General features: G+C 47.1%; 19 protein-coding genes and 1 riboswitch. Of the genes, 2 read left to right on the top strand and 17 right to left on the bottom strand.

Translation table 11 applies throughout. From position 1 onward, the window contains the following. The first annotated feature begins 222 nt into the window (after positions 1–222). Positions 223–1,317 (top strand): Xaa-Pro peptidase family protein, encoded by a 1,095-nt coding sequence (locus NST40_RS06110; RefSeq protein ID WP_342410519.1) that lies wholly within the window; start codon positions 223–225, stop codon positions 1,315–1,317. An 84-nt stretch (positions 1,318–1,401) separates the two neighbouring features. Here NST40_RS06110 and NST40_RS06105 read toward each other — a convergent pair whose 3' ends face one another. From NST40_RS06105 to NST40_RS06060, 10 genes are all read right to left on the bottom strand, one after another. Further along, positions 1,402–2,367 carry a nitronate monooxygenase family protein gene (locus NST40_RS06105; RefSeq protein WP_076142180.1) on the bottom strand — a complete coding sequence of 322 codons (966 nt, stop codon included), beginning with the start codon at positions 2,365–2,367 and terminating at the stop codon, positions 1,402–1,404. A gap of 6 nt (positions 2,368–2,373) precedes the next feature. Further along, the gene (locus NST40_RS06100; protein ID WP_342410517.1) at positions 2,374–3,177 is read right to left on the bottom strand and encodes an energy-coupling factor transporter transmembrane component T; all 804 of its coding nucleotides are present in this window, start codon (positions 3,175–3,177) and stop codon (positions 2,374–2,376) included. Continuing rightward, positions 3,170–4,027, bottom strand: a complete 858-nt coding sequence (locus tag NST40_RS06095; RefSeq protein ID WP_342410516.1) for an ATP-binding cassette domain-containing protein — start codon at positions 4,025–4,027, stop codon at positions 3,170–3,172. The genes NST40_RS06100 and NST40_RS06095 overlap by 8 nt, the downstream gene beginning before the upstream one ends. Next, the gene (locus NST40_RS06090; protein ID WP_342410515.1) at positions 4,012–4,812 is read right to left on the bottom strand and encodes an energy-coupling factor transporter ATPase; all 801 of its coding nucleotides are present in this window, start codon (positions 4,810–4,812) and stop codon (positions 4,012–4,014) included. Before NST40_RS06090 ends, NST40_RS06095 begins: the two co-directional genes overlap by 16 nt. After that, on the bottom strand, positions 4,813–5,634 hold the full coding sequence (locus tag NST40_RS06085) for an SDR family NAD(P)-dependent oxidoreductase (RefSeq protein ID WP_342410514.1): 822 nt from the start codon (positions 5,632–5,634) through the stop codon (positions 4,813–4,815). Positions 5,635–5,636: 2 nt separating this feature from the next. Next, the gene (locus tag NST40_RS06080; RefSeq protein WP_076308066.1) at positions 5,637–5,978 is read right to left on the bottom strand and encodes a MaoC family dehydratase; all 342 of its coding nucleotides are present in this window, start codon (positions 5,976–5,978) and stop codon (positions 5,637–5,639) included. Continuing rightward, positions 5,953–6,354, bottom strand: coding sequence for a MaoC family dehydratase N-terminal domain-containing protein (locus NST40_RS06075; RefSeq protein WP_076278027.1), 402 nt, complete (start codon positions 6,352–6,354; stop codon positions 5,953–5,955). The genes NST40_RS06080 and NST40_RS06075 overlap by 26 nt, the downstream gene beginning before the upstream one ends. Continuing rightward, positions 6,351–7,502, bottom strand: coding sequence for a thiolase family protein (locus tag NST40_RS06070; protein ID WP_342410513.1), 1,152 nt, complete (start codon positions 7,500–7,502; stop codon positions 6,351–6,353). Before NST40_RS06070 ends, NST40_RS06075 begins: the two co-directional genes overlap by 4 nt. Further along, positions 7,499–8,980, bottom strand: coding sequence for an AMP-binding protein (locus NST40_RS06065; RefSeq protein ID WP_342410512.1), 1,482 nt, complete (start codon positions 8,978–8,980; stop codon positions 7,499–7,501). Before NST40_RS06065 ends, NST40_RS06070 begins: the two co-directional genes overlap by 4 nt. Before the next feature lie 271 nt (positions 8,981–9,251). Then, positions 9,252–9,965 (bottom strand): queuosine precursor transporter, encoded by a 714-nt coding sequence (locus tag NST40_RS06060; protein ID WP_076128125.1) that lies wholly within the window; start codon positions 9,963–9,965, stop codon positions 9,252–9,254. A 10-nt stretch (positions 9,966–9,975) separates the two neighbouring features. Next, positions 9,976–10,021: riboswitch (PreQ1 riboswitch) on the bottom strand. A gap of 365 nt (positions 10,022–10,386) precedes the next feature. Here NST40_RS06060 and NST40_RS06055 point away from each other — a divergent pair. Then, positions 10,387–12,075 (top strand): methyl-accepting chemotaxis protein, encoded by a 1,689-nt coding sequence (locus NST40_RS06055; RefSeq protein ID WP_076282004.1) that lies wholly within the window; start codon positions 10,387–10,389, stop codon positions 12,073–12,075. Between the two features lie 1,163 nt (positions 12,076–13,238). On the opposite strand, the gene NST40_RS06050 is transcribed toward NST40_RS06055, so the two are convergent. The 7 genes from NST40_RS06050 to NST40_RS06020 form a co-directional block, all read right to left on the bottom strand. Then, on the bottom strand, positions 13,239–13,565 hold the full coding sequence (locus tag NST40_RS06050; RefSeq protein ID WP_342410511.1) for a YnfA family protein: 327 nt from the start codon (positions 13,563–13,565) through the stop codon (positions 13,239–13,241). A gap of 372 nt (positions 13,566–13,937) precedes the next feature. After that, positions 13,938–14,753 (bottom strand): adenosylcobinamide-GDP ribazoletransferase, encoded by an 816-nt coding sequence (gene cobS / locus NST40_RS06045; RefSeq protein WP_342410510.1) that lies wholly within the window; start codon positions 14,751–14,753, stop codon positions 13,938–13,940. Then, entirely contained in the window at positions 14,750–15,298 is a 549-nt protein-coding gene (cobU, locus tag NST40_RS06040) for a bifunctional adenosylcobinamide kinase/adenosylcobinamide-phosphate guanylyltransferase (protein ID WP_076277717.1), read from the bottom strand. Before cobU ends, cobS begins: the two co-directional genes overlap by 4 nt. Then, positions 15,295–16,356, bottom strand: a complete 1,062-nt coding sequence (gene cobT / locus NST40_RS06035; protein ID WP_342410509.1) for a nicotinate-nucleotide--dimethylbenzimidazole phosphoribosyltransferase — start codon at positions 16,354–16,356, stop codon at positions 15,295–15,297. Before cobT ends, cobU begins: the two co-directional genes overlap by 4 nt. Before the next feature lie 95 nt (positions 16,357–16,451). Then, positions 16,452–17,615, bottom strand: a complete 1,164-nt coding sequence (locus tag NST40_RS06030) for an aminotransferase class I/II-fold pyridoxal phosphate-dependent enzyme (protein WP_342410508.1) — start codon at positions 17,613–17,615, stop codon at positions 16,452–16,454. Continuing rightward, positions 17,608–18,540 (bottom strand): D-alanine--D-alanine ligase, encoded by a 933-nt coding sequence (locus NST40_RS06025; RefSeq protein WP_076277714.1) that lies wholly within the window; start codon positions 18,538–18,540, stop codon positions 17,608–17,610. Before NST40_RS06025 ends, NST40_RS06030 begins: the two co-directional genes overlap by 8 nt. Positions 18,541–18,553: 13 nt before the next feature. Then, entirely contained in the window at positions 18,554–20,005 is a 1,452-nt protein-coding gene (locus NST40_RS06020; RefSeq protein ID WP_076277713.1) for a PLP-dependent aminotransferase family protein, read from the bottom strand. Between the last annotated feature and the right edge of the window lie 94 nt (positions 20,006–20,099).

The raw sequence follows: 20,099 nt of genomic DNA, 5'->3' as shown, positions 1-20,099 counted from the left end.
AAGAATCACTCCTCTCTCAACAACCGTACCCGAATAAGCTTCAGCCTAACCTTAGGAGAAATATATTTAAAGATATGTTACACCAACTAGTAGGGTTAAGAAAAGCTTCATGTCATGATTAGCCAACAATAGTTATAGTTCGTCAGGTGCGTCTGGTCTATTTTTGATCTATAATAGGAATATTGCAGTTCTAATCGTGAAGTTGAAAGGGGAACACCAACTATGAATAATGCTCTGACAAGCCTAGAGCAGCAAATGGGGGGCGAAGGTCTGGATGCCCTGCTCGTAACAGATCCCAAGCATGTCTACTACTTAACCGGCTTCGCCAGCGATCCGCATGAACGTTTTCTGGGTCTGCTGCTGATACGCGGAGAAGAGCCTATGCTCATTCTGCCTGCATTGGATGCAGAAGCGGCTCAAGCGGCTTCTTCGGTCACCAAAATCCTAACTCACACTGACACTGATAATCCCTATAACCTGCTAAAAGATTGTTTCGGCAGCAGTAAGCTAGGTACTCTCGGCATAGAAAAAGAACATTTCTCAGTAGCCCGTTTTGAGCACCTAACCGCTGCTGTTCCAGCTGAAAGGTTTAGTGATATTGGTCCATTGCTGCGCAGCATGCGCTCCAAAAAGACCCCGGATGAAGTTAAGCGCATGAAACATGCCGCTGAGCTAGTTGAGGAAGCCTTGCGCCGCGTTCTTACCCACGTAAAAACAGGCGTTACAGAAAACGATCTAGTAGCGGAGCTAGAATATCTAATGAAAAAGGTTGGCGCTTCCGGCCCTTCCTTCGACACTATGGTGCTTTCTGGTCCGAAAACTGCCCTGCCTCACGGTGTTCCGGGCAACCGGGTCATTCAACCCGGCGACTTTCTGATGTTTGATATCGGGGTGTATGCTGATGGTTATGCTTCTGATATTACACGTACCTTTGCTATTGAATCCGTGGACGACAAGCTAGTCACTATCTATAACACTGTGCTGGCTGCCAACGAAGCTGGGATCGCTGCCTCCAATCCTGGGGCACCTTTCGGCTCAGTCGACAAAGCTGCACGTGATGTGATTGAAGAAGCTGGATTCGGAGAATATTTCTTACACCGTGTCGGACACGGACTGGGCATGGATGTTCATGAATATCCATCACTTCACGGACAGAACGACGACATTATCGAAATCGGCAATGTGTTCACCGTTGAGCCAGGAATTTATGTGCCTGGACTAGCGGGTGTACGTATCGAAGATGATCTGATTATTACAGCTGAAGGTGCAGAGACCTTAACAAGCTTCCCTAAGGAACTGACTATTCTTCATTTATAGAAAAGAATTACAAGCCACAGCCAAAAATACAGAGCAGCGATTCCTCCAATAATGAGAGAATCGCCGCTCTGTGTTTTTTTAAATTCAAACCTGTGTTCCCCACATCCCGCGAACCAACTTAGCCTCTTTCACCATCCTGCCGATCAGCTCCGCGACTGTAGGAATATCTTGGATCATTCCTGTCACTTGACCTGCCCAGCCGATGCCCTCTTCTTTGATATCATCATAGATCCAGCGCTTGTTGGCTGCACCACTGATATACTCTTTTAATGCTTCATAGGTCGGTGTCACGCGCTCGATTTCAAGAATTTGATCAATGTAGTCACTACGTAACACTCGTGCGGGTGCTCCAATAGAACGTTTGATTACAACCGTATCCGACTCTGAGCTTTCTACTAAAGCTTTTTTATAAGACGCGGCCGCATGAACACATTCCACTGTAGCAACGAAACGAGTGCCCATTTCGATTCCTTCAGCCCCAAGTGCATGAGCAGCCATCCATCCACGGCCATCTCCGATCCCTCCGGAAGCAATCACAGGAATATTAACCGCATCAACCACTTGCGGAACGAGCACCATGGTTCCAACATCGTCACGCCCTAAGTGGCCCCCTCCCTCATGCCCAACAACAATAACCGCAGAAGCCCCTAATTGTTCAGCTTTTTGGGCTTGCCTGCGTGAGGAGACGAGCACAAGTGTTTTAATATCGGTGGGCTGTAACATTTCCAGTATAGGGGCTGGATTCCCTCCAGTAAGGCTCACCACGGGAACCTGCTCTTCGATGGCGACCTGCACCCGATCTTCATAACCAATCCCATGCATGCCGATAGCAAAATTAACACCAAATGGTTTGTCCGTTAGTGTTCGTACCCGACGTATTTCTGCACGTAAGGCCTCCGCATCCGGAAGACTCATTGCCGTGACCTGACCCAGTCCACCGATATTTGAAACCGCAGCCGCGAGGTCTGCATAACCTAAATAAGCAAGTCCTCCTTGAATAATAGGATATTCTATGTGCAATAACTCCGTAATACGGGTGTTCCATTTCATCTTCATCTACACCTTTCCTATCTTTAAGCAAAGCAGAATCACGGCAATTGAAAGGGCAGCTCCCCCTGCCAGATAATCTATTTGCTGAAATTGCAGTCTTTTAAAAGAAGTCCTTCCTTTACCATTCCCATAAGCACGCGCATCAATTGCATAGCTCAGCTGTTCAGCACGTTGAATCGTTGTGAAGAGCAGAGGAATAATGATCGGAATGTACGCATATATCCGTTTAGGCAGTGATAATACTGTGAGATCATAACCTCTAGCCTTTTGTGCGAGAAGGATACGATCAAGCTCCTCCTTGATGGTAGGGATAAAACGGATCGCAATCACTATCATTAAAGAGAACTGCTCTACGGGTACCCCCAATTTGGACAGAGGGGCAAGCAGCTTCTCCAGACCATAAGCTAAGTCTAGCGGTTTAGTAGTTAATGTCAGAATTGAGGCTAACAAGATGAGCAATATAATCCGCCATACAAAACGTAATCCTATCCGCAATCCCTCTTCAGTCACCTCGATAAAAAACCATGACCAGAGAATCGTCCCCTTGGTGAACACGGCATTGTAAACAAAAGTAAATAATAAAATAAATAATACCGGCCGTAGCCCTCGCCAAAAAAAATGCACAGGAACTTTAGACAGTAGTAACAATCCCAATACAAAAAAGGTTGCAAAAACATAACTAAGCCCCGTACCAAGCATCATAAAGCTAAGCATGAGCATCCCGATACTTACAAGCTTTGTACGAGGATCTAAACGATGAAAAATCGAATGCGTCTCCACATATTGACCGACTAATACGGAATCAGCCATGCCCTTGCCCCCTCGAATGCCAAATCGGCAAAATCGCTTCGAAGATATCCTGCTCTTTACAGCTGGCAACTTCAATCTTCTGACCAGATAATTCCTCCACTAGCTTCAAGAGCTGTACGGGTTCAGGCAAGGATAGTCCAAGTTCCAGCAGTAATTCTTCCTTTTCCAGAAACAATGTTCTGGTATCATGATGCCCTTTTAACTGACCTTCATGAAAAACCATGACCTCATCTGAGAATTCGGCAACATCACCCATCTGATGCGAAACGAAGAGGATGGTGCGATTGTCTTGTTGCTGCCATTCCTTTAGTAGCCTCAGCAAAGACACTTGGCTAGCTGGATCGAGACCCGCTGTCGGTTCATCCAATATCAGCAGCTTCGGATTTGTCATCAGTACAGAGGCAATAGCTACACGGCGCTTTTCACCACCACTTAGCTGGAATGGATTTAAGGGAAGAATCCCCTCTGGCAAACCCACTTGCGGCAAGATCATTTCAATCGCCTCTGTAATTTGCTGACGTGAAGCACCCTGCTGATTCAGAGCAAAAGCAAGCTCCTTATGCACCGTTGTTTCGAATAGCTGATGCTCCGGATATTGAAAAACAAAGCCCAACTCGGGGACAACCTTTAAGCGTCCTTTAGCATCTCTGCTGGCAGGCTGCTGGTTAATCCAATAGTCTCCTTTTTCGGTGGGAATCAAGCCCTTCAGCACTTTGACAAAGGTAGACTTTCCTGCGCCTGTTGGACCGATAATAGAAATCCATTTGCCTTCAGGAATAGTGCAGTTTATATTGCGCAAAGCCACATGATCGGCATAGTTCACACATAGATTTTTTAATTGGTAGACCATTGTGATCGAATTATCCCCTTCCAATCGGCTGTTAGCGGTGCTGCTGAATGGAGCAATGTATGTACACGCACTGCGAAGGGCAGTTGTAATTGATAGTCCGCAACAGGCATGGTTTCAAAAAAAGTCAGTGGATCGCCGTCAAACTCAAGTCGTCCTTGGTGCAGGAGCAATACGCGTTCTGCTGCAAACACTTCCTCCATATGGTGGGTGATATGAATAAGCGTCAGGCCTTGACGATGCAGCTCTTGCATGATGGAAAGAACCTGCTGTCTTCCCTGAGGATCAAGCATTGAGGTAGCCTCGTCAAAAATAATGACTTGCGGGCGCATCGCCAATATAGCTGCGATAGCGACACCTTGCTTTTGGCCTCCAGATAGCTGATGTGGCATAGCTTCCAGATAATCCTCCATATGAACGGCCTGTAAGGCATGATCCAATCGGCTGCGCATTTCCTCCCTCGGCACACGGATATTCTCCAAACCAAAAAGCACCTCATCCATAACGGTTGTAGTGATAAATTGATCCTCTGGATTCTGAAAAACAAAACCGATTTGCTGATGAATCTCCGCAAGATCCGTTGGTTTTGCTGTGTCCAAGCTCTTAAATTGTACAGTCCCTTTTCGCGGCAGCAGCAGTCCGTCCATGAGCTTTGCAATAGTGGATTTGCCAGAACCATTCGCCCCGACTATCGCCACAAACTCCCCTGCGTCTATCGTAAAGCTAATATCCTCCAGAAGAGGTTGTCCTTTTTTATAATAAAAACAAACTTGATCGAAGGTAAGCATTTATTCAGTCCCCTTTTGACGGTGCCAAGCAGCAAAAAATGCCTCAATGCTATTCTCGGAAAATGCAGGTGCAGGCTTCTCCCATTTTGTCACTTTTGATCCATTCACAGCAAAGATTTCACCGGTTAAATCCGCGTCGGACTCCCTCAACAATGCAGTCACGAAGGAAGCAATAGCCTCCGCGTCACCTATTCTCCAAAAATCAGGCAAAGGTTCATTACGACTGGCATGTTTCTCCTTCAAATGGTCAATTATTGGTCTGGTCATATCCGTTAATGCCGCTGGAGAAATCGCATTGACCCTAATCTGGTCACGTTTCAGCTCTGCTGCGAGCGTCCACATCATGCCCAGTATTCCAGCCTTGGCTGCACTATAATTCACCTGACCTACGGAACCTGCTAGTCCAGCAGCAGAGGTCATCAACAGGATATCCCCACCTGTTTCACGCATATGTGGTAATACTCGTTGAATGCAATAATAAGTGCCATTTAAATGCACATCCAGAACATTCTTCCACTGTTCATCCGTCATACGTTGACATTTCTGATCCTGCACAATTCCCGCGTTAGCTATCAACACCTCGATACGACCGTATCGGGCAATGACCTCACCTACCATGGCAGTGACTGCGGCGGAATCGGCTACATTAGCAGCGTACCCTAGTGCCTCTCCGCCTGCCTGGCGGATCTCGCGCACAACCTCATCAATTAAGACTTGTTTCGTACCATTTACAACCACTATATAACCTGACTTGCCAAGCTGCATGGCGATACTACGTCCGATCCCTCTTGTTGCTCCAGTAATTAAGGCCAATTTATTCATCACTACACCTCTTTCACTGCAAAAGCTCCCGCAGCAATAACATCGCCAGCTTCTGTTGTAAGGATCACTTTCACAAAGCAATCGTCCGCTGCAAAATCAAAAATCACGACACTATCGACCTCTATTGGCTTATGAAATTTCATATCATATTGAGTGATCCACTGTGTAGGGTACTCAGCAATATACAAAGATTGGGCTAATCCCATAAGATACATCCCATGTGCGATGGGTCGCTCCAAACCAGCCTTGGCTGCGGCCTCTGCATCTAGATGTATAGGCGCCAAATCTTGGGAAGCAGTTGCATATTGCCGGATAGCCTCAGCTGTTATGCACTTTTTTATCATGATCATCACCTACCCGAATTAACACCGTTTCTGCGTTGACTATTAGCTTACCCTCACACCTACAAACCAGCGTATGTGTGTAAAAAGTCAGTTTACCCTGTCTGCCTTCTTTTTGCACCTCGCCCGTTAACGCTAATTCACAATCCAAAATCATCCCCGCCGTAATCGGAGCCTGATATGAAAATTTCTGAGTGCCGTGAAGCAAGGATTCACCGATGATTAACCAAGGAATATCGAAGTCTTGCCAGAAAATAATAGGCATCGTCGCAGGAGCGATCAGCTTTCCATTTATCGTCTGCACGGGTGCTTCAATACTCTGTGCATAGTCCGAAATCCATTCAGCAGTCATATGGATCTGATGTCGGACACTGTTCATTCTATAACCTCCACGAGTGTTGCCAGACCTATCCCGCCGCCGATTCCCAGAGTAGCAAGCCCTCGTTGGTAAGGGGCATGTTGCATTTCAGCACATAAGCGAGTCATTAACATAGCCCCGGAAGCTCCGTATGGATGGCCTATTGCTAATGCCCCCCCGCCAAGATTGACCTTTTCCTGTGGAATTTGAAGCTCGTTCAGTGATGCCAATACTTGTGAAGCAAAAGCTTCGTTAAACTCTATGATATCTAAATCGGCAACGGTAAGCTTTTGGCGTTTTAACACCTTTTGCACAGCTGGTACAGGCCCCATACCCAAATAGTTCGGATCTACACCCGCAGCTTGCGCATCCACGACCCGCAAAATAGGGGTAAGCTTAAGCTGCTGGCACTTCTCACGAGACATCATTAATAGAAGCGCTGCGCCATCATTAATAGGACAGGCATTTCCAGCAGTGACGGTACCCTTTTCTTCAAAAATTGGCGGCAGCTTTTGCAGCTTGTCCAGACTCGTATTTGCCCGAGGACATTCGTCGGTGTTCACCCACTGCCCCTCTACCTGAAGAGGTACTATCTCCTGCTGAAACCGGTCACTTTGCTGAGCATGAACCGCCTTTTGATGGCTTTTTAAGGCATATTGATCCTGCTCTTCTCGAGAAATCCCGTATTTCCTAGCTACATTCTCTGCAGCAATTCCCATATCCGGATCACCGTAAGAGCTAGGCGTAAAATGTGCACGGGTATACAGCTGTGGAACCCCCATTAACGTCTGTGGTTTAGCCATTTTCCATGGAGCACGGCTCGTACTTTCGACACCACCCGCTAAATAAATCTCTCCAGCGCCGCTTTGAATCAGTCTTGCTGCTATATTAATTGCCTCTAGCCCAGATCCGCACTGACGATCCACGGTGACACCCGGAACCGAAACAGGCAGCCCCGCTTCAAGCGCAGCTACCCGGGCAATATTACCTCCTGGGCCCACAACATTCCCAATAATGACATCATCGATCAGTTCTTTAGGCAAGTTCGTTTCGGCTACAATATGCTGAATAAGCGGCGCCAGTAATGCCTCCGGCTCAAGTGTACTTAATAAGCCACCCATTCTGCCAACCGGTGTACGTTTTGCCATGACAATTACTGCTTCTATCATATCATCGCTCTTTTCACATAGTCTTTCATCGCTTGCCGGGCAATTTTCCCGCTACTTGTATAGATAAATTCATCCAGGGTTAGCAGCTGCTTCGGCGCTTTGTAGCTCGCTAAATACTGGCGGCAATAATTCTTAATTTCTTCGACAGATAAATGCTGTTCTCCGCTCCACTTCACGAGGGCTATCAGCTGTTCTCCCCAGTAATCGTCAGGCACGCCAAGCACCATCACTTCATCTATTTCCGGAAGAAACTCCAGCACCCTCTCTATTTCTTCCGGATAAACGTTCAGCCCTCCGGATATGATTTTATTCTTCAAACGTCCCGCCATATATAAATAACCAGCTTCATCCTGATAAACATAGTCTTCTAAAACAAGCCATCCCTCTCTAAAAGCTGCTGCTGTCTCATTCGGCAATTGATGGTAGCCTAAAAATATCATATCACTACGCACATATAGCTGCCCAATCTCCCCAGGAGGGACTTCCCGGAACTGGTCATCACGAATGGAAATTTGCACCCCGGGATAAGGTTTGCCTACAGAGGTCGGATTATGCTCGGTCAGAACATCCAAATAACTAATATAGCTCGCTTCTGAAGAACCGTAGGATTCATAAAGCCGCGCTCCACCAAACACTTCCATGCCCCTTTTCTTGGACAACCCCGACCACTTTGCACCTGAGCTAATAATCGCATCAATCTGTATCTGCCCAGGTACAGCCTGCTGCATCATGGATTCGATCATTGTTGGTACGATGAACAGCACCACGCCCGGAATTTGCTGGCACAGCTCTAACACCTGCGTGGCACTAAATTTTTGTGTGATATGAAAGGTTGCTCCATCATATAGACTCTGCATTACGGCGAATAAGGATAGGGAATGCACAAATGGACCTGGTGCCAAAACATCCTTCATAGCGTCCAATTCAAAAGCAATATTCGAGACCTCAAAGCTTTTTAACCATGATAAATGGGTACGCATATAACCTTTGGGCAATCCGGTTGTGCCTGACGTAAAGCCAATAAATAATAATTCATTCGTCTCATCCAACTCAGCCTCCGGCTTCAGGGCAGCCAGCCACTGATCATAGGAACCTGTTCGTTCATTTGAGAAGGTCAGCGTTGGGATCGTTTGATCCTTGAAAACCAGATTCTTTGCGGTTTCCAGCTCGGCAAAAATCATTGTCGGCTGGCACTGCTCTATAATAACCTGCAGTTCATTAGCACTCCATTTGGGATCTAAGGGAATGGGAACACAGCCCGCATAAATCGCCCCCAAAAAAACCTCAACAAATTCAATACGATTCGTAGATAAAATCGCGATTTTGTCATGCCTCAGACCCTTTTGCTGTAAGCCATTCGCGATTCTCCGCATCGTTTTTACTAATGTGGCATAGGTATGACTTGCTTGGTCATGGGTTAAGGCAATGCTGTCGGGCTGCTGTGCTGCATGACGCAGTATAGGAACTACTAGATTCATCCTGATCACACCTATTCGTAATTTCTGTGACTACCGATTATATACATTCTCTTCAATCGGACTGCCCCGCAAGTCCAGCCCAAACTAAAGGATATGTGATAAGCGCCGGCGCTCCTGTTAAACTAACCCGCTAGAATTGCTACGATAGCTTATTTTAGCTTTATATTATTTTTATGTACACATCTTTCATGTAACGATTAAGTCCATCTTACAACGAAAAAACAGCCAGCACGCATCGATTATGATCGGTACGCGCTGGCTGTATTGTTGTTTAGTCCTTCTTTTGAACGGATGATGGTGAACCCTCTTCAGCAAAAGTAAAGGTTCGGGCGATATATAAGATAGGTGTGCTTACTGCGGTTAGTAAGAACTTCGCTAGATAAGTCGTAAGCAAAATTTCAAGCCATACATTCCAGTCATACAAGCCCGCAAACGCAATGGTACAGAAAATAAGTGTATCCACAAAGGAGCTAATCATCGTACTACCGTTGGAACGAATCCACAGCTGACTTGAGGTGCTGTAATATTTACGAATCCAAGAGTACAACCGAACATCTAGGAACTGACTAATGAAGTAAGCAGTAAGACTACCCAAAGCTAGTCGAGGCATCAGCCCAAAAATCGTCTCCAAAGAAGACTGAGCGATATCGGTCTCCTGCGGCTTAAATACTAATACCATCTGCATAATGACTGTAGTCATAAGCAAGGTGAAGAAACCAAACCAGACCGCTTTACGTGCTTCCGCTCTTCCGTACTTCTCATTAAGTAAATCGCTGGTCATATATAAAGTGACATACATCGTATTTCCGAGTGTCATCACAATATCAAATGGCATAGCAATCGTCTTAGCTACCTGAATGTTAGCAATTACAGTAGCAATACCTACCCAGGCATACATTCCACTTTTCCCGAACAAGCGGTAACAGAGTAGAAAAAAAGCAAAATTGACAATAACAAATAAAACTCCCCACAGCAAATTAAACATATTACTGAAATTCCTCCTAGTTTTGTTTACGCGGGATGGTTACGAACCGCGGCTTACAATATTAAATTTCGGAACAAAACATTAATACTCTATCACAATAGCGCTTAACAATCCATAAAAATAATATTTTTATATGAAATTGGTAGTTCCATTTCTTTTTTTTCGCCAATTATCTAAAATAGTCAGCAATAATTCATTTTTTTCAGAAAAAAATGCTCTATAGGACAAAACTTTCACTATTCATCCAGAGGTTAATTCTATAGAATAGTATCAAACACCTTATTCCCGATCCATTTAGTAGAAATATGACATAACTATGGAATATATCTCGGGTCGCCAATTTCCAGCAGTTGGCATGGAGTATCTAGTGAAGACCAAAAAAGAAATGACCTCACCGTCCATAAAAAAAGGAGAGAACGATATGTTTCGTATCAAGCATTCGATCAGTCGCAAATTTACGCGTTTATTATTTGTTGTTCTGTTGCTCACGTCTCTTTTGTTAAGCACCAGCTTCTATTTTATCTCTATCAGTATCTTCAACAGCTATGTTATGCCGCAGATTAACAAAATCCTTACTGCCGCTGCTCAGGACGTATATAAGAATCTCAACGTAATGCACGCCCAGCAAACCCTAAATAAGAACGATCAGTCTGCCACCAATCTCGAGTTCTATTTTCAGGAAAAGAGGAAACAACATGGAGTGGAAACCATTTTTCTGGTCAATCTGAAGGGAAAAGAAGCTGAGATTCTATCCGCAGATCACGATGCAAAATTGCAACGGGCAGAAAGTGTCACCGTATCTTCTGCAATGCAACAAGCCTCTAAAGGAAAAACTGGACTAAGCGATACATATAGCGACGCACATGGTATACATAAAACAGCTTATATCGGTATTCCCGGAAGTACGATGGTTATCGGTGTAAGCAGTGACGTAAGCTTCATTCAAGAAAAAACAGACAGTATTCTATGGACAAGTGCCGGAATCACACTTCTGACGTTGATCATCGGCCTAACTGGTGCATGGTTCATGAGTGTGCGTATAACACGTCCAATCTCAAAACTGGCAGCTTATAGTGCCCGGCTCGCAGAGGGAGATTTCACCGAAGAATTATCAGTTAAAGGAAATGACGAAGTTGCACAGTTGTCCGTAAGCTTCCAAGCGATGACCCAACGCCTGAAAGAAATGATTGGACATGTACTGGTAACCTCTAATACTGTCGTTGCGGATTCCAACTCTTTAAAAGAACGTGTTGAGGTTCTCAATAATATGGCGGAACACTCCAGCTCATCGGTAGTAGAAATCGGCAAAGGTAGTACGACTATCGCTAGCAGTGCATCAGATAACTCGAGAGCAATGGAAGAAATCAATTTAGGCATTCAAAGTATTGCCTCAGCAGCGAATGAAGTCACGGAGCAAATCAGTGAGGCTTCCGCTGAAGCAAGTGGCGGTAATGAAATTGCTCAAAGCGCTGTGCTGCAAATGCGCCAGGTTGAACGTGCTTCCCTACAGTCGCTGGATCAATTACAAATCATGAATGAGCGTTCAGTAATGATCGGAGAAGTCGTTCACAGCATTACTGAAATTACGAAACAGATCCAAATGCTGTCGCTGAATGCTTCAATTGAAGCTGCACGCGCAGGAGAGCATGGACGCGGCTTTGCTGTTGTTGCGGGAGAAGTACGCAAGCTGTCTGAACAATCCCGTAACGCAAACGAACAGATCCGTGACTTCCTACTTGGGCTTCAAGAAGATATGAGCCGCTCCGTTACCGAGATGAACCACGTGAATTCTGAGGTTGCCTCTGGAGTCGGCAAAGTAGCAGAAGCAGGTGATGCCTTTAATCACCTCCTGATTCTTATCCAAAGCATCAATCACAGCATCCAATCCGTATCTGCGGCTACACAGCAAATCTCAGCAAGTACAGAAGAAGTCAGTGCTTCCGTCGAAGAAACTGCACAAATTACATCAAGATCGCAAGAAAGTGCGGACACACTCGCTGCTAACTCAGAGCGGCAGCGCGTCGAACTGGAAGGCCATGCAGAAACCGTTAAACATCTGTATGAGCAAGCCAAGAAACTCCAAGAAGCTGTGCAGCAATTTAAGATTTAACGCTTGTAAACCAAAACCCCCGTTCACACGAAAGTGTTGAACAGGGGGTTTTTAGTTTGCGATGGCTCGCTTAGACTTGGGGGCATACGCTAGGCTTGCGCGAAGCTCTCGCTTAGAATCGGCGCTTCATGTGCTGCTGGCTTGCGCGATACTCTCGTTTAGACTCGGCACGCCATTTGCCGCTGGCTTGCGCGATACTCTCGTTTAGACTCGGCACGCCATTTGCCGCTGGCTTGCGCGATACTCTCGTTTAGACTCGGCGCGTCATTTGCTGCTGGCTTGCGCAATCCTCTCGTTTAGACTCAGCACGCCATTTGCTGCTGGCTTGCGCGATAATCTCGCTTAGACTCGGCGCGTCATTTGCTGCTGGCTTGCGGACTCAGATGCCGCTATTACTCGAAAAACTGCCATTTGGAGACTTTTTCGGACTCGAGAGACGCTATTGCCTCATAATCAACCCAGACTCAGCCTATTTCGCTCAAATAGCGCCTCTGGTGTCCGAAAACGCTCCAAATTAACCCTTTTATCACAAATAAGGTCTCCTGAGTCCGGAGCCAAGTTACCTACAGCAAATTACTCAAAGTTCATCCGTGGCGCTACCAACAGCAAATTACTCAAAGTTCATCCGTGGCACTACCAACAGCAAATTACTCAAAGTTCATCCGTGGATGCTACCTACTGCAAATTACTCAAAGTTCATCCGTGGATGCTACCTACTGCAAATTACTCAAAGTTCATCCGTGGATGCTACCTACTGCAAATTACTCAAAGTTCCTACGTGGATGCTACTTACTGCAAATTACTCAAAGTTCCTACGTGGATGCTACTTACTGCAATAGACTCGGCTACATGCGCTAGCTTGCGCGAAGCTCTCACTTAGACTCAGCACGCCATTTGCTGCTGGCTTGCGGACTCAGATGCCGCTATTACTCGAAAAACTGCCATTCGGAGACTTTTTCGGACTCGAGAGACGCTATTGCCTCATAATCAACCCAGACTCAGCCTATTTTGTTCAAATAGCGCCTCTGATGTCCGAAAACGCTCCAAATTAACCCTTTTATCGCAAATAAGGTCTCCTGAGTCCGAAGCCAAGTTACTCACTTAGTAAAAACTAGGTTACTCAGCTTTTTTCAGCTTTTATGACTAAGCAAACCTCACTCAACCTAGTGCCGCGGTGCCCAGAGGATGACCGTTACACCGATCACACAAATAACAGCTCCGACCCAGTCGTATACGTCTGGTGTCTTCTTGTCTACAAGCCATCCCCATAAGACCGCGAGTACGATAAACACCCCGCCGTAAGCCGCATACACTCTACCGAAGGAAGGGAATTTCTGCAACGTAGGGATAATCCCATACGCTATCAGAATCAAAGACCCCACTAAACCGTACCAAAGTGGCCGTGATTCTCTCAACCATAACCATACTAAATATCCGCCACCGATCTCAGCAAGCCCAGCAATTATAAACAGCAGAATGGCAAATAACATGTCATCCCTCTTCCCTATCTATCTCATAAAAACGCAAAGGTTGCTCACAACAAATTGTACTCAAGGTTCACCCGTAGAGCTCCTACAGCAAACTACTCAAGGTTTACCCGTAAAGTACCTACAGCAAATTACTCAAGACCCATCCGTGGTGCTCCTACAGCAAACTACTCAAAGCTCATCCGTAGAGCTACCCACAGCAAATTACTAAGGGTTCATCCGTAGTACCACCTACAGCAAACTACTCAAAGTTCATCCGTAGAGCTACTCACAGCAAATTACTCAAGGCTCATCCGTAGTACCACCTACAGCAAATTACTCAAGGTTCATCCGTAGTACCACCTACACCAAATTACTCAAGATTCCCCATGGAGCTCACATTAAATTGTGCTGGAGCAGCAATAACACTAGCAGCAGCACAACCTCCAGCAGCTCGTTCAGCGCGCCGTACACGTCGCCGGTGAGCCCGCCGAGCCGGCTGCTGATCCACCGCGCAGCTGCGGTGCCGCAGGCCAAGGCCGCGACCGGCAGCAGCAGAGCTGCCGCCAGATGCAGCGGCCACGCGGCTAAGCCAGCGCCGAGCGCCAGTGGCGCAGCGGCGGCGGCCAGCGAGAGCAGCGCGGCGACTGCCAGCGCGCGCCGCTCATGCGAGGAAGCTAGGCCGGCGAAGTTCGCGGCCAGCCCCTCGTCTCCACGGGCAATGGGATAACGCACCATTGCCCGCACCATATACCAGCGGCTCCAGACCGCTGGTACCAAGAGCAGCGGCAGCTCGTAGTAGGCGAAGCCTTCGATTAGAGCTGCCAGTAAAGATGCTTTAAACAGCAGGAGCAGCACGCAGGCGAGTACGCCCATCGCACCCACACGGCTGTCCTTCATAATCTCCAGGGCCCGCTCCCGTGGCCGATAGCTGAGCAGACCATCCGCGCTGTCCATCCAGCCATCAAGATGCAACCCGCCAGTGAGGCCTACCCACAGAATCAGAGTGAGCACAGCTGCTGGCCAAGCAGGTAAAAGCAATCCCGTCAGGGCTGCTCCAGCAGCTACACACAGCCCAATTGCTGCGCCTACCATGGGATAGAAGATTACACTCCGGCGCAGCAGTTCAGGAGAGAATCCCGGATCACCTTTTACAGGAAATCGGGATAAGAACTGAAAGGCAGCTACGGCCGCATCCCTACGCTCCCTCATAAACGATACTCCCTGCTCTTCAGCTCAATCGGAATTCCAACAGTTACTAGAAAGACCTGTTCGCTTTGCCGTGCGATCAGGGCGTTCATTCTTCCCGCCAGATCACGATACAATCGGCCAAGCGCATACTCCGGGACAATCCCGTCGCCAACCTCATTAGTGACCAGAATAAGCGTCCCTTGAAAAGAACGCACACTGTCTTCAAGTCTTGTTATTTCACTCTCAACAAGCTCCTGTCTATTTTCAAAACCTTCCACGGCCAATAATGCATTGGATAACCATAAGGTTAAACAATCTACCAGCACCGCTTTTTCACCCGATAATCGCTTTAGCAGATCTGGTAAATCATACGGTTCCTCAAGCGTCTCCCAAGCGTAACCACTTTCCATTCGTTGATGCTGATGCAGAGCAATCCGTTCCTTCATTTCGTCGTCAAAAGCCTGTCCGGTTGCTACATAGAAGGCCTGATCTGCCAGTGACTGCATCAGTTTTTCTGCAAAACCACTTTTCCCGCTACGTGCGCCACCCGTTACAAGAATGCTCATCGTTGACCAGCTCCAGAGATGCCTGCACTTTCAAAGGTTGCCATTTCGCTCAAAATGCGGCAGATCGCCTCGATTAAATGAAGGCACAATACTCCCCCTGTTCCCTCACCCAATCTCAGACCTAGGTTAAGCAGCGGTTCAAGTCCAAGCTGCTCCAGCATTAGCTTATGACCCCGTTCTCCTGATACATGAGAGGCTATCATATAAGCGATGGATTCAGGTGCAAGGGCTTTTGCCACAAGCGCTGCCGCCCCCGAAATAAAACCATCCAAAATGATAGGTGTCCGAATAGCAGCCGCACCAAGAATCAGTCCCGCCAAGCCAGCGATTTCCAGTCCGCCAACTTTAGATAATACATCCAACGGATCTGCTGAATTCGGCTGATTTACCTTTAAGGCGCGTTCCACTACTGCAATTTTATGTAATAAACGTTCATCATCAATTCCCGTTCCTCGTCCCACGGCTACTTCAGGGGCTATTCCTTTGAGAGCACATAGAATGGCTGCACTAGCCGTAGTATTCCCAATGCCCATTTCGCCTGTTACAAAAATCTCCGTGCCGTTCTTAACCGCTTCCTGCGCAACGCTTATCCCAACAAGAAGAGCATTCATGGCATCCTCACGACTCATCGCAGGTCCCACAGCCATATTATCCGTTCCCCGGCGCACTTTACGATCAATCAGATCGACATGACTAAGATCGCCGTTTATGCCGACATCAACAAACTGTACCTCTGCCCCAGCTTGACGTGCCAATACATTCACAGCCGCTCCACCGCTGAGAAAGTTATGGGCCATCTGTAGCGTGACTTCCTGTGGAAATGCGCTAACCCCTTCGCAGCACACCCCATGATCAGCAGCCATCACAACAACTGTTCGTTTGGTGAAACTAGGCTGCTCCGTACCCGAAATTCCAGCGAGCTTAACGGCCAGAGGTTCCAATTGTCCCAAACTGCCCGGAGGTTTAGTCAGAATGTTCAGCCGATGCTCCGCCTTGAGGATGGACTGATCATCAGCCGGAATGATTTGTTTAATTACGTCTTGAATATCTGAAAGCATATAATTACGACCTCCTATTAAATGTATCCGTATAACCTATTCTATCTCATATTCGCAGAAAAGCCCCCATCTATGATAGAGGGGGACTTCTAGAATTACAACTTCACTTTCATAAAATCTTCGATTCGCTCCAGCGCCTCCGTCAATTTTTGTAAGGAAGCGGCATAGGAGCAGCGAATATAACCCTCTCCGCCTGATCCAAACACATGGCCCGGAACCGCAGCGACACCGACCTCCCTGAGCAGCTGCAAAGCGAAGTCTTCTGATTTCATTCCGGTGTGAGCGATGGAAGGAAAGGCATAAAATGCGCCCGCAGGTTCATGGCAAGGTAGTCCTATGGATCGAAATCCACTAACCAGCAGCTTTCTCCGCTCATCGAAGCATTGCTTCATGTGTTCCTTATGCTGCATTCCATTGCGTAATGATTCAATCGCAGCAATTTGACCGAGCACTGGGGCACACATCGCAGTGTATTGATGGATTTTTAGCATCGCAGCAATTAATTCTCGATCGCCACAAGCATAACCCACTCTCCAGCCAGTCATTGCAAAAGCTTTGGAGAAGCCGCTAATCACAATCGTCCTTTCCAGCATCCCGGGAAGAGAGGCGATGCTGACATGCTGACTGTCATACGTAAGCTCGGCATAAATTTCATCTGAAATGACCAGTAGGTTATTCTCTTTTACAATCTGTGCAATAGGCAGCCAATCTTCATAAGTCATTACTGCACCTGTAGGATTAGTCGGAAAATTCACCATAAGAAGCTTGGAACGCGGAGTAATCACCTTCCGTAACGCTTCAGCAGTAAGCTTAAACCCCTGCTCGGCCGATGATTCTACCTCCACCGTAACCCCCCCGTTCAAATGGGTAATCGGCGAATATGCGATATAGCTCGGAGAAGGGACGATAATCTCATCCCCAGGTGTAATGAAAGCTCGTAATGCCAAATCCACAGCCTCGCTGCTTCCCACCGTAACCATAATCTCATCGTTTGGCTCATAGCGAAGCTTGAAACTTGTGTGCAGATAAGAAGCGATCTCCTCTCTAAGCTCCAGTAAACCGGAATTTGGCGTATACATCGTTTCCCCGTTATTCAAGGCACGAATACAGGCAGCTCTTACATGCTCCGGTGTAACGAAATCTGGTTCCCCTACACCCAGCGATATAATATCCTGATTCCCCGCACTTAGGTCAAAAAAAGCCCGAATCCCCGAGGGTGCAATCTCCCGCACACGTGGAGCAATCCATTCATTATGCATGGCTGTACACCTCTTCTTTTGCACTCTTTTCCGTTAGGGAAAGGGAGATGATTTCGTCCAGCAGTCCGCTGAAGGTGTAGCCTGCCGCTTGCGCGCTTTTGGGTAAAAGACTGGCCTTCGTCATGCCTGGTAACGTATTCACCTCCAGCACATAAGGAATACCCTCTTTAAGCAGCATATCAACCCGTGCATACACGCTACATTTTAGTGCTTTGTAACAGCTCAAGGCAGCCTCGCGTACCCGCTCATGCACCTCAGCAGGCAGTTCAATGACCCGTTCATCTGCTCCGCCTTCATCATACTTAGCACTGTAATCGAACCACTCGGCATTTGCTGAGGTAATTCCCAGAATAGGCAGCAGCTCTCCGTTTAGAATAGAACAGGTGATTTCTTGGCCTTGAATGTAGCTTTCGATCAAAATCGACTGATCACAGGCAAAAGCCTTCTGCACTGCGCACAACAGCTCCTCGCTGCTGCTCACTTTTTCCATTCCGATACTCGAGCCGCCTGAACATGGCTTCACCATAACAGGATATCCGAGCCGTTCCACCGCTTCAGCCGAATAATCCTTCATGCTGTCCCAGCATAGCCAATCTGCTGTATTGACGCCTGCGCAGCGCATAAGCTTTTTGGAGAGATCTTTATCCATGCAAATGCTGCTAGACAAAACCCCGCTGCCCGTATACGGAATCCCCATCGTATCCAGCGTTCCCTGAACCGTACCATCCTCGCCGTAAGCTCCATGAAGTGCAAGCAGTGCGATATCGATCCCCTTTGCCTGCTCAATAAGCTCCTCACGCTTGTTGATCACAATTGGAATAATTTCATATTTATTGGGGTCTAGATTCTTCAATATTTCTCTACCGCTATTCATGGATACCTCATACTCTGAGGATACCCCGCCCATAATTACGCCTACCTTCATCTCAAGCACCTCTTTATCCCATTAGTTGTCGAGCTGTTCTGCCAATAATCTCGATCCCCTTGCGGATATCCTCATCCGTCACTCTGGAGAAACCGATCCGTATCGTATTTTGACCCTTACCGTCTGTGAAGAATATATCTCCTGCTGTAAAAATAACCCCTTGCTCATGACAGGCCGCCAACAGCGTCCTTGTATTAAAGCCCTCCGCGAAGGTTACAAAAAGATGCAGGCCACCGTCCCCTGACAGCGCCGTATAAGGAATACAATCCTTGCAGCATTGCAGGGTTAATTCATACTTTCGTTTGTATTCCGCTCTGGCTTTTTTCAAATACTTTTCTAAATGACCACCCAATAAATACTGATACAAAATGGATTGATCCAGCGTCGAGGTATGAATGGTACGGGCGCGCTTGACGCTTTCGAGGGAATTGATCAACTCCTGATCCGCCAGCACCCAACCTACACGTAGTCCCGGAAATAATACCTTGGAGAAGCTGCCGAGATAAATCACGCTGTTGCCGCTGCCTGCTGCTGCGATAAGTGGAGCCACATGTGAGCCCGAATATCGTAATTCCTCGTTAAAACCATCCTCAATCACCGGGACTTGGTAGCGATTCATCAGCTTCATTAGCCGCTGTCTTTTCTCTGGAGACATTACAATTCCGGTCGGATTATGATAAGAAGGGACGAAGTATGCACAGTCAAAAGCTTGCTGTTGCAATGCTTTCTCCAGCTCCGCCAAATCAATCCCATCACGCTCCATCGAAATCCCGGTGATCTCAAAACCGTTCAGCTTCAAATTTTTGATCGCTGTATGATGCGTCGGATTCTCACAAATGACCGAACCATTTTTTTTACTCAGAGCAGACAATACAATATCGAACCCTTCAGTAAAGCCATTGGTGATCAATATATCCTTGCCTTTCATTTCAACGCCCTTGTGCTCCATATACTGCTTCAAATAGTCTATTAAAGGCTTATACCCTTTGGCATAGCCGTAATTTAGCAGAACGTTGCCTTCCACCGACATCCGATCCATAAAGGACCGCTTCACATTATCCAGATCAAAAAGACTCTCATCAGGCGCTATGCTGGTGAAGGAGATCGTCCCCTTCTCCGCTCGAATCCCGCGCTTCATGATATCCAGTTCCTCTGCCAGCACCGCGTGATCATTGAGACGTGACTTCCAGTCCATCGTCCAGGAAGAGATCGTTTCACTGCCGGGCGGCGTAGCAGCAACATAACTTCCTTGCCCTTGCACGGCATAAGCAAAGCCATCATCCTCAAGCCCTGCATAAGCAGAGATTACGGAGTTGCGGCTAACCTTAAGCAATGTGCTGAGCTCTCGTGTGGAGGGCAGCTTTTGATTGCCTTGCAGACCGCCTTTTATGATTAAGTGCTTCATATAGTCTTTAATTTGTATATACACCGGCCGTCCGGCTATGAGCTTAAAATCCTTAAACATCTCTCAATCGCCCCCATGACTATCATGGCACAATCACTCGCTTAAAAAAAGAACCACAGCCATGGGATTTTAATCCGGCTGTGGTTCTATAAGA

Source organism: Paenibacillus sp. FSL R10-2778 (assembly GCF_038593035.1).
Classification (GTDB): Bacteria; Bacillota; Bacilli; order Paenibacillales; family Paenibacillaceae; genus Paenibacillus_AQ; species Paenibacillus_AQ odorifer.
This window is presented reverse-complemented; position numbering and strand designations above follow the sequence as displayed.

Coding starts and splice junctions, on each gene's coding strand:
- NST40_RS06075 (WP_076278027.1), bottom strand. CDS start 6,354: ATGAACAGTGTCCGACATCAGATCCATATGACTGCTGAATGGATTTCG.
- NST40_RS06095 (WP_342410516.1), bottom strand. CDS start 4,027: ATGGTCTACCAATTAAAAAATCTATGTGTGAACTATGCCGATCATGTG.
- NST40_RS06025 (WP_076277714.1), bottom strand. CDS start 18,540: ATGAAGGTAGGCGTAATTATGGGCGGGGTATCCTCAGAGTATGAGGTA.
- NST40_RS06110 (WP_342410519.1), top strand. CDS start 223: ATGAATAATGCTCTGACAAGCCTAGAGCAGCAAATGGGGGGCGAAGGT.
- NST40_RS06060 (WP_076128125.1), bottom strand. CDS start 9,965: ATGTTTAATTTGCTGTGGGGAGTTTTATTTGTTATTGTCAATTTTGCT.
- cobT (WP_342410509.1), bottom strand. CDS start 16,356: ATGCTTTCAGATATTCAAGACGTAATTAAACAAATCATTCCGGCTGAT.
- NST40_RS06070 (WP_342410513.1), bottom strand. CDS start 7,502: ATGATAGAAGCAGTAATTGTCATGGCAAAACGTACACCGGTTGGCAGA.
- cobS (WP_342410510.1), bottom strand. CDS start 14,753: ATGAGGGAGCGTAGGGATGCGGCCGTAGCTGCCTTTCAGTTCTTATCC.
- NST40_RS06090 (WP_342410515.1), bottom strand. CDS start 4,812: ATGCTTACCTTCGATCAAGTTTGTTTTTATTATAAAAAAGGACAACCT.
- NST40_RS06065 (WP_342410512.1), bottom strand. CDS start 8,980: ATGAATCTAGTAGTTCCTATACTGCGTCATGCAGCACAGCAGCCCGAC.
- NST40_RS06020 (WP_076277713.1), bottom strand. CDS start 20,005: ATGTTTAAGGATTTTAAGCTCATAGCCGGACGGCCGGTGTATATACAA.
- NST40_RS06055 (WP_076282004.1), top strand. CDS start 10,387: ATGTTTCGTATCAAGCATTCGATCAGTCGCAAATTTACGCGTTTATTA.
- NST40_RS06105 (WP_076142180.1), bottom strand. CDS start 2,367: ATGAAATGGAACACCCGTATTACGGAGTTATTGCACATAGAATATCCT.
- NST40_RS06050 (WP_342410511.1), bottom strand. CDS start 13,565: ATGTTATTTGCCATTCTGCTGTTTATAATTGCTGGGCTTGCTGAGATC.
- NST40_RS06030 (WP_342410508.1), bottom strand. CDS start 17,615: ATGCATAATGAATGGATTGCTCCACGTGTGCGGGAGATTGCACCCTCG.
- cobU (WP_076277717.1), bottom strand. CDS start 15,298: ATGAGCATTCTTGTAACGGGTGGCGCACGTAGCGGGAAAAGTGGTTTT.
- NST40_RS06080 (WP_076308066.1), bottom strand. CDS start 5,978: ATGATAAAAAAGTGCATAACAGCTGAGGCTATCCGGCAATATGCAACT.
- NST40_RS06100 (WP_342410517.1), bottom strand. CDS start 3,177: ATGGCTGATTCCGTATTAGTCGGTCAATATGTGGAGACGCATTCGATT.
- NST40_RS06085 (WP_342410514.1), bottom strand. CDS start 5,634: ATGAATAAATTGGCCTTAATTACTGGAGCAACAAGAGGGATCGGACGT.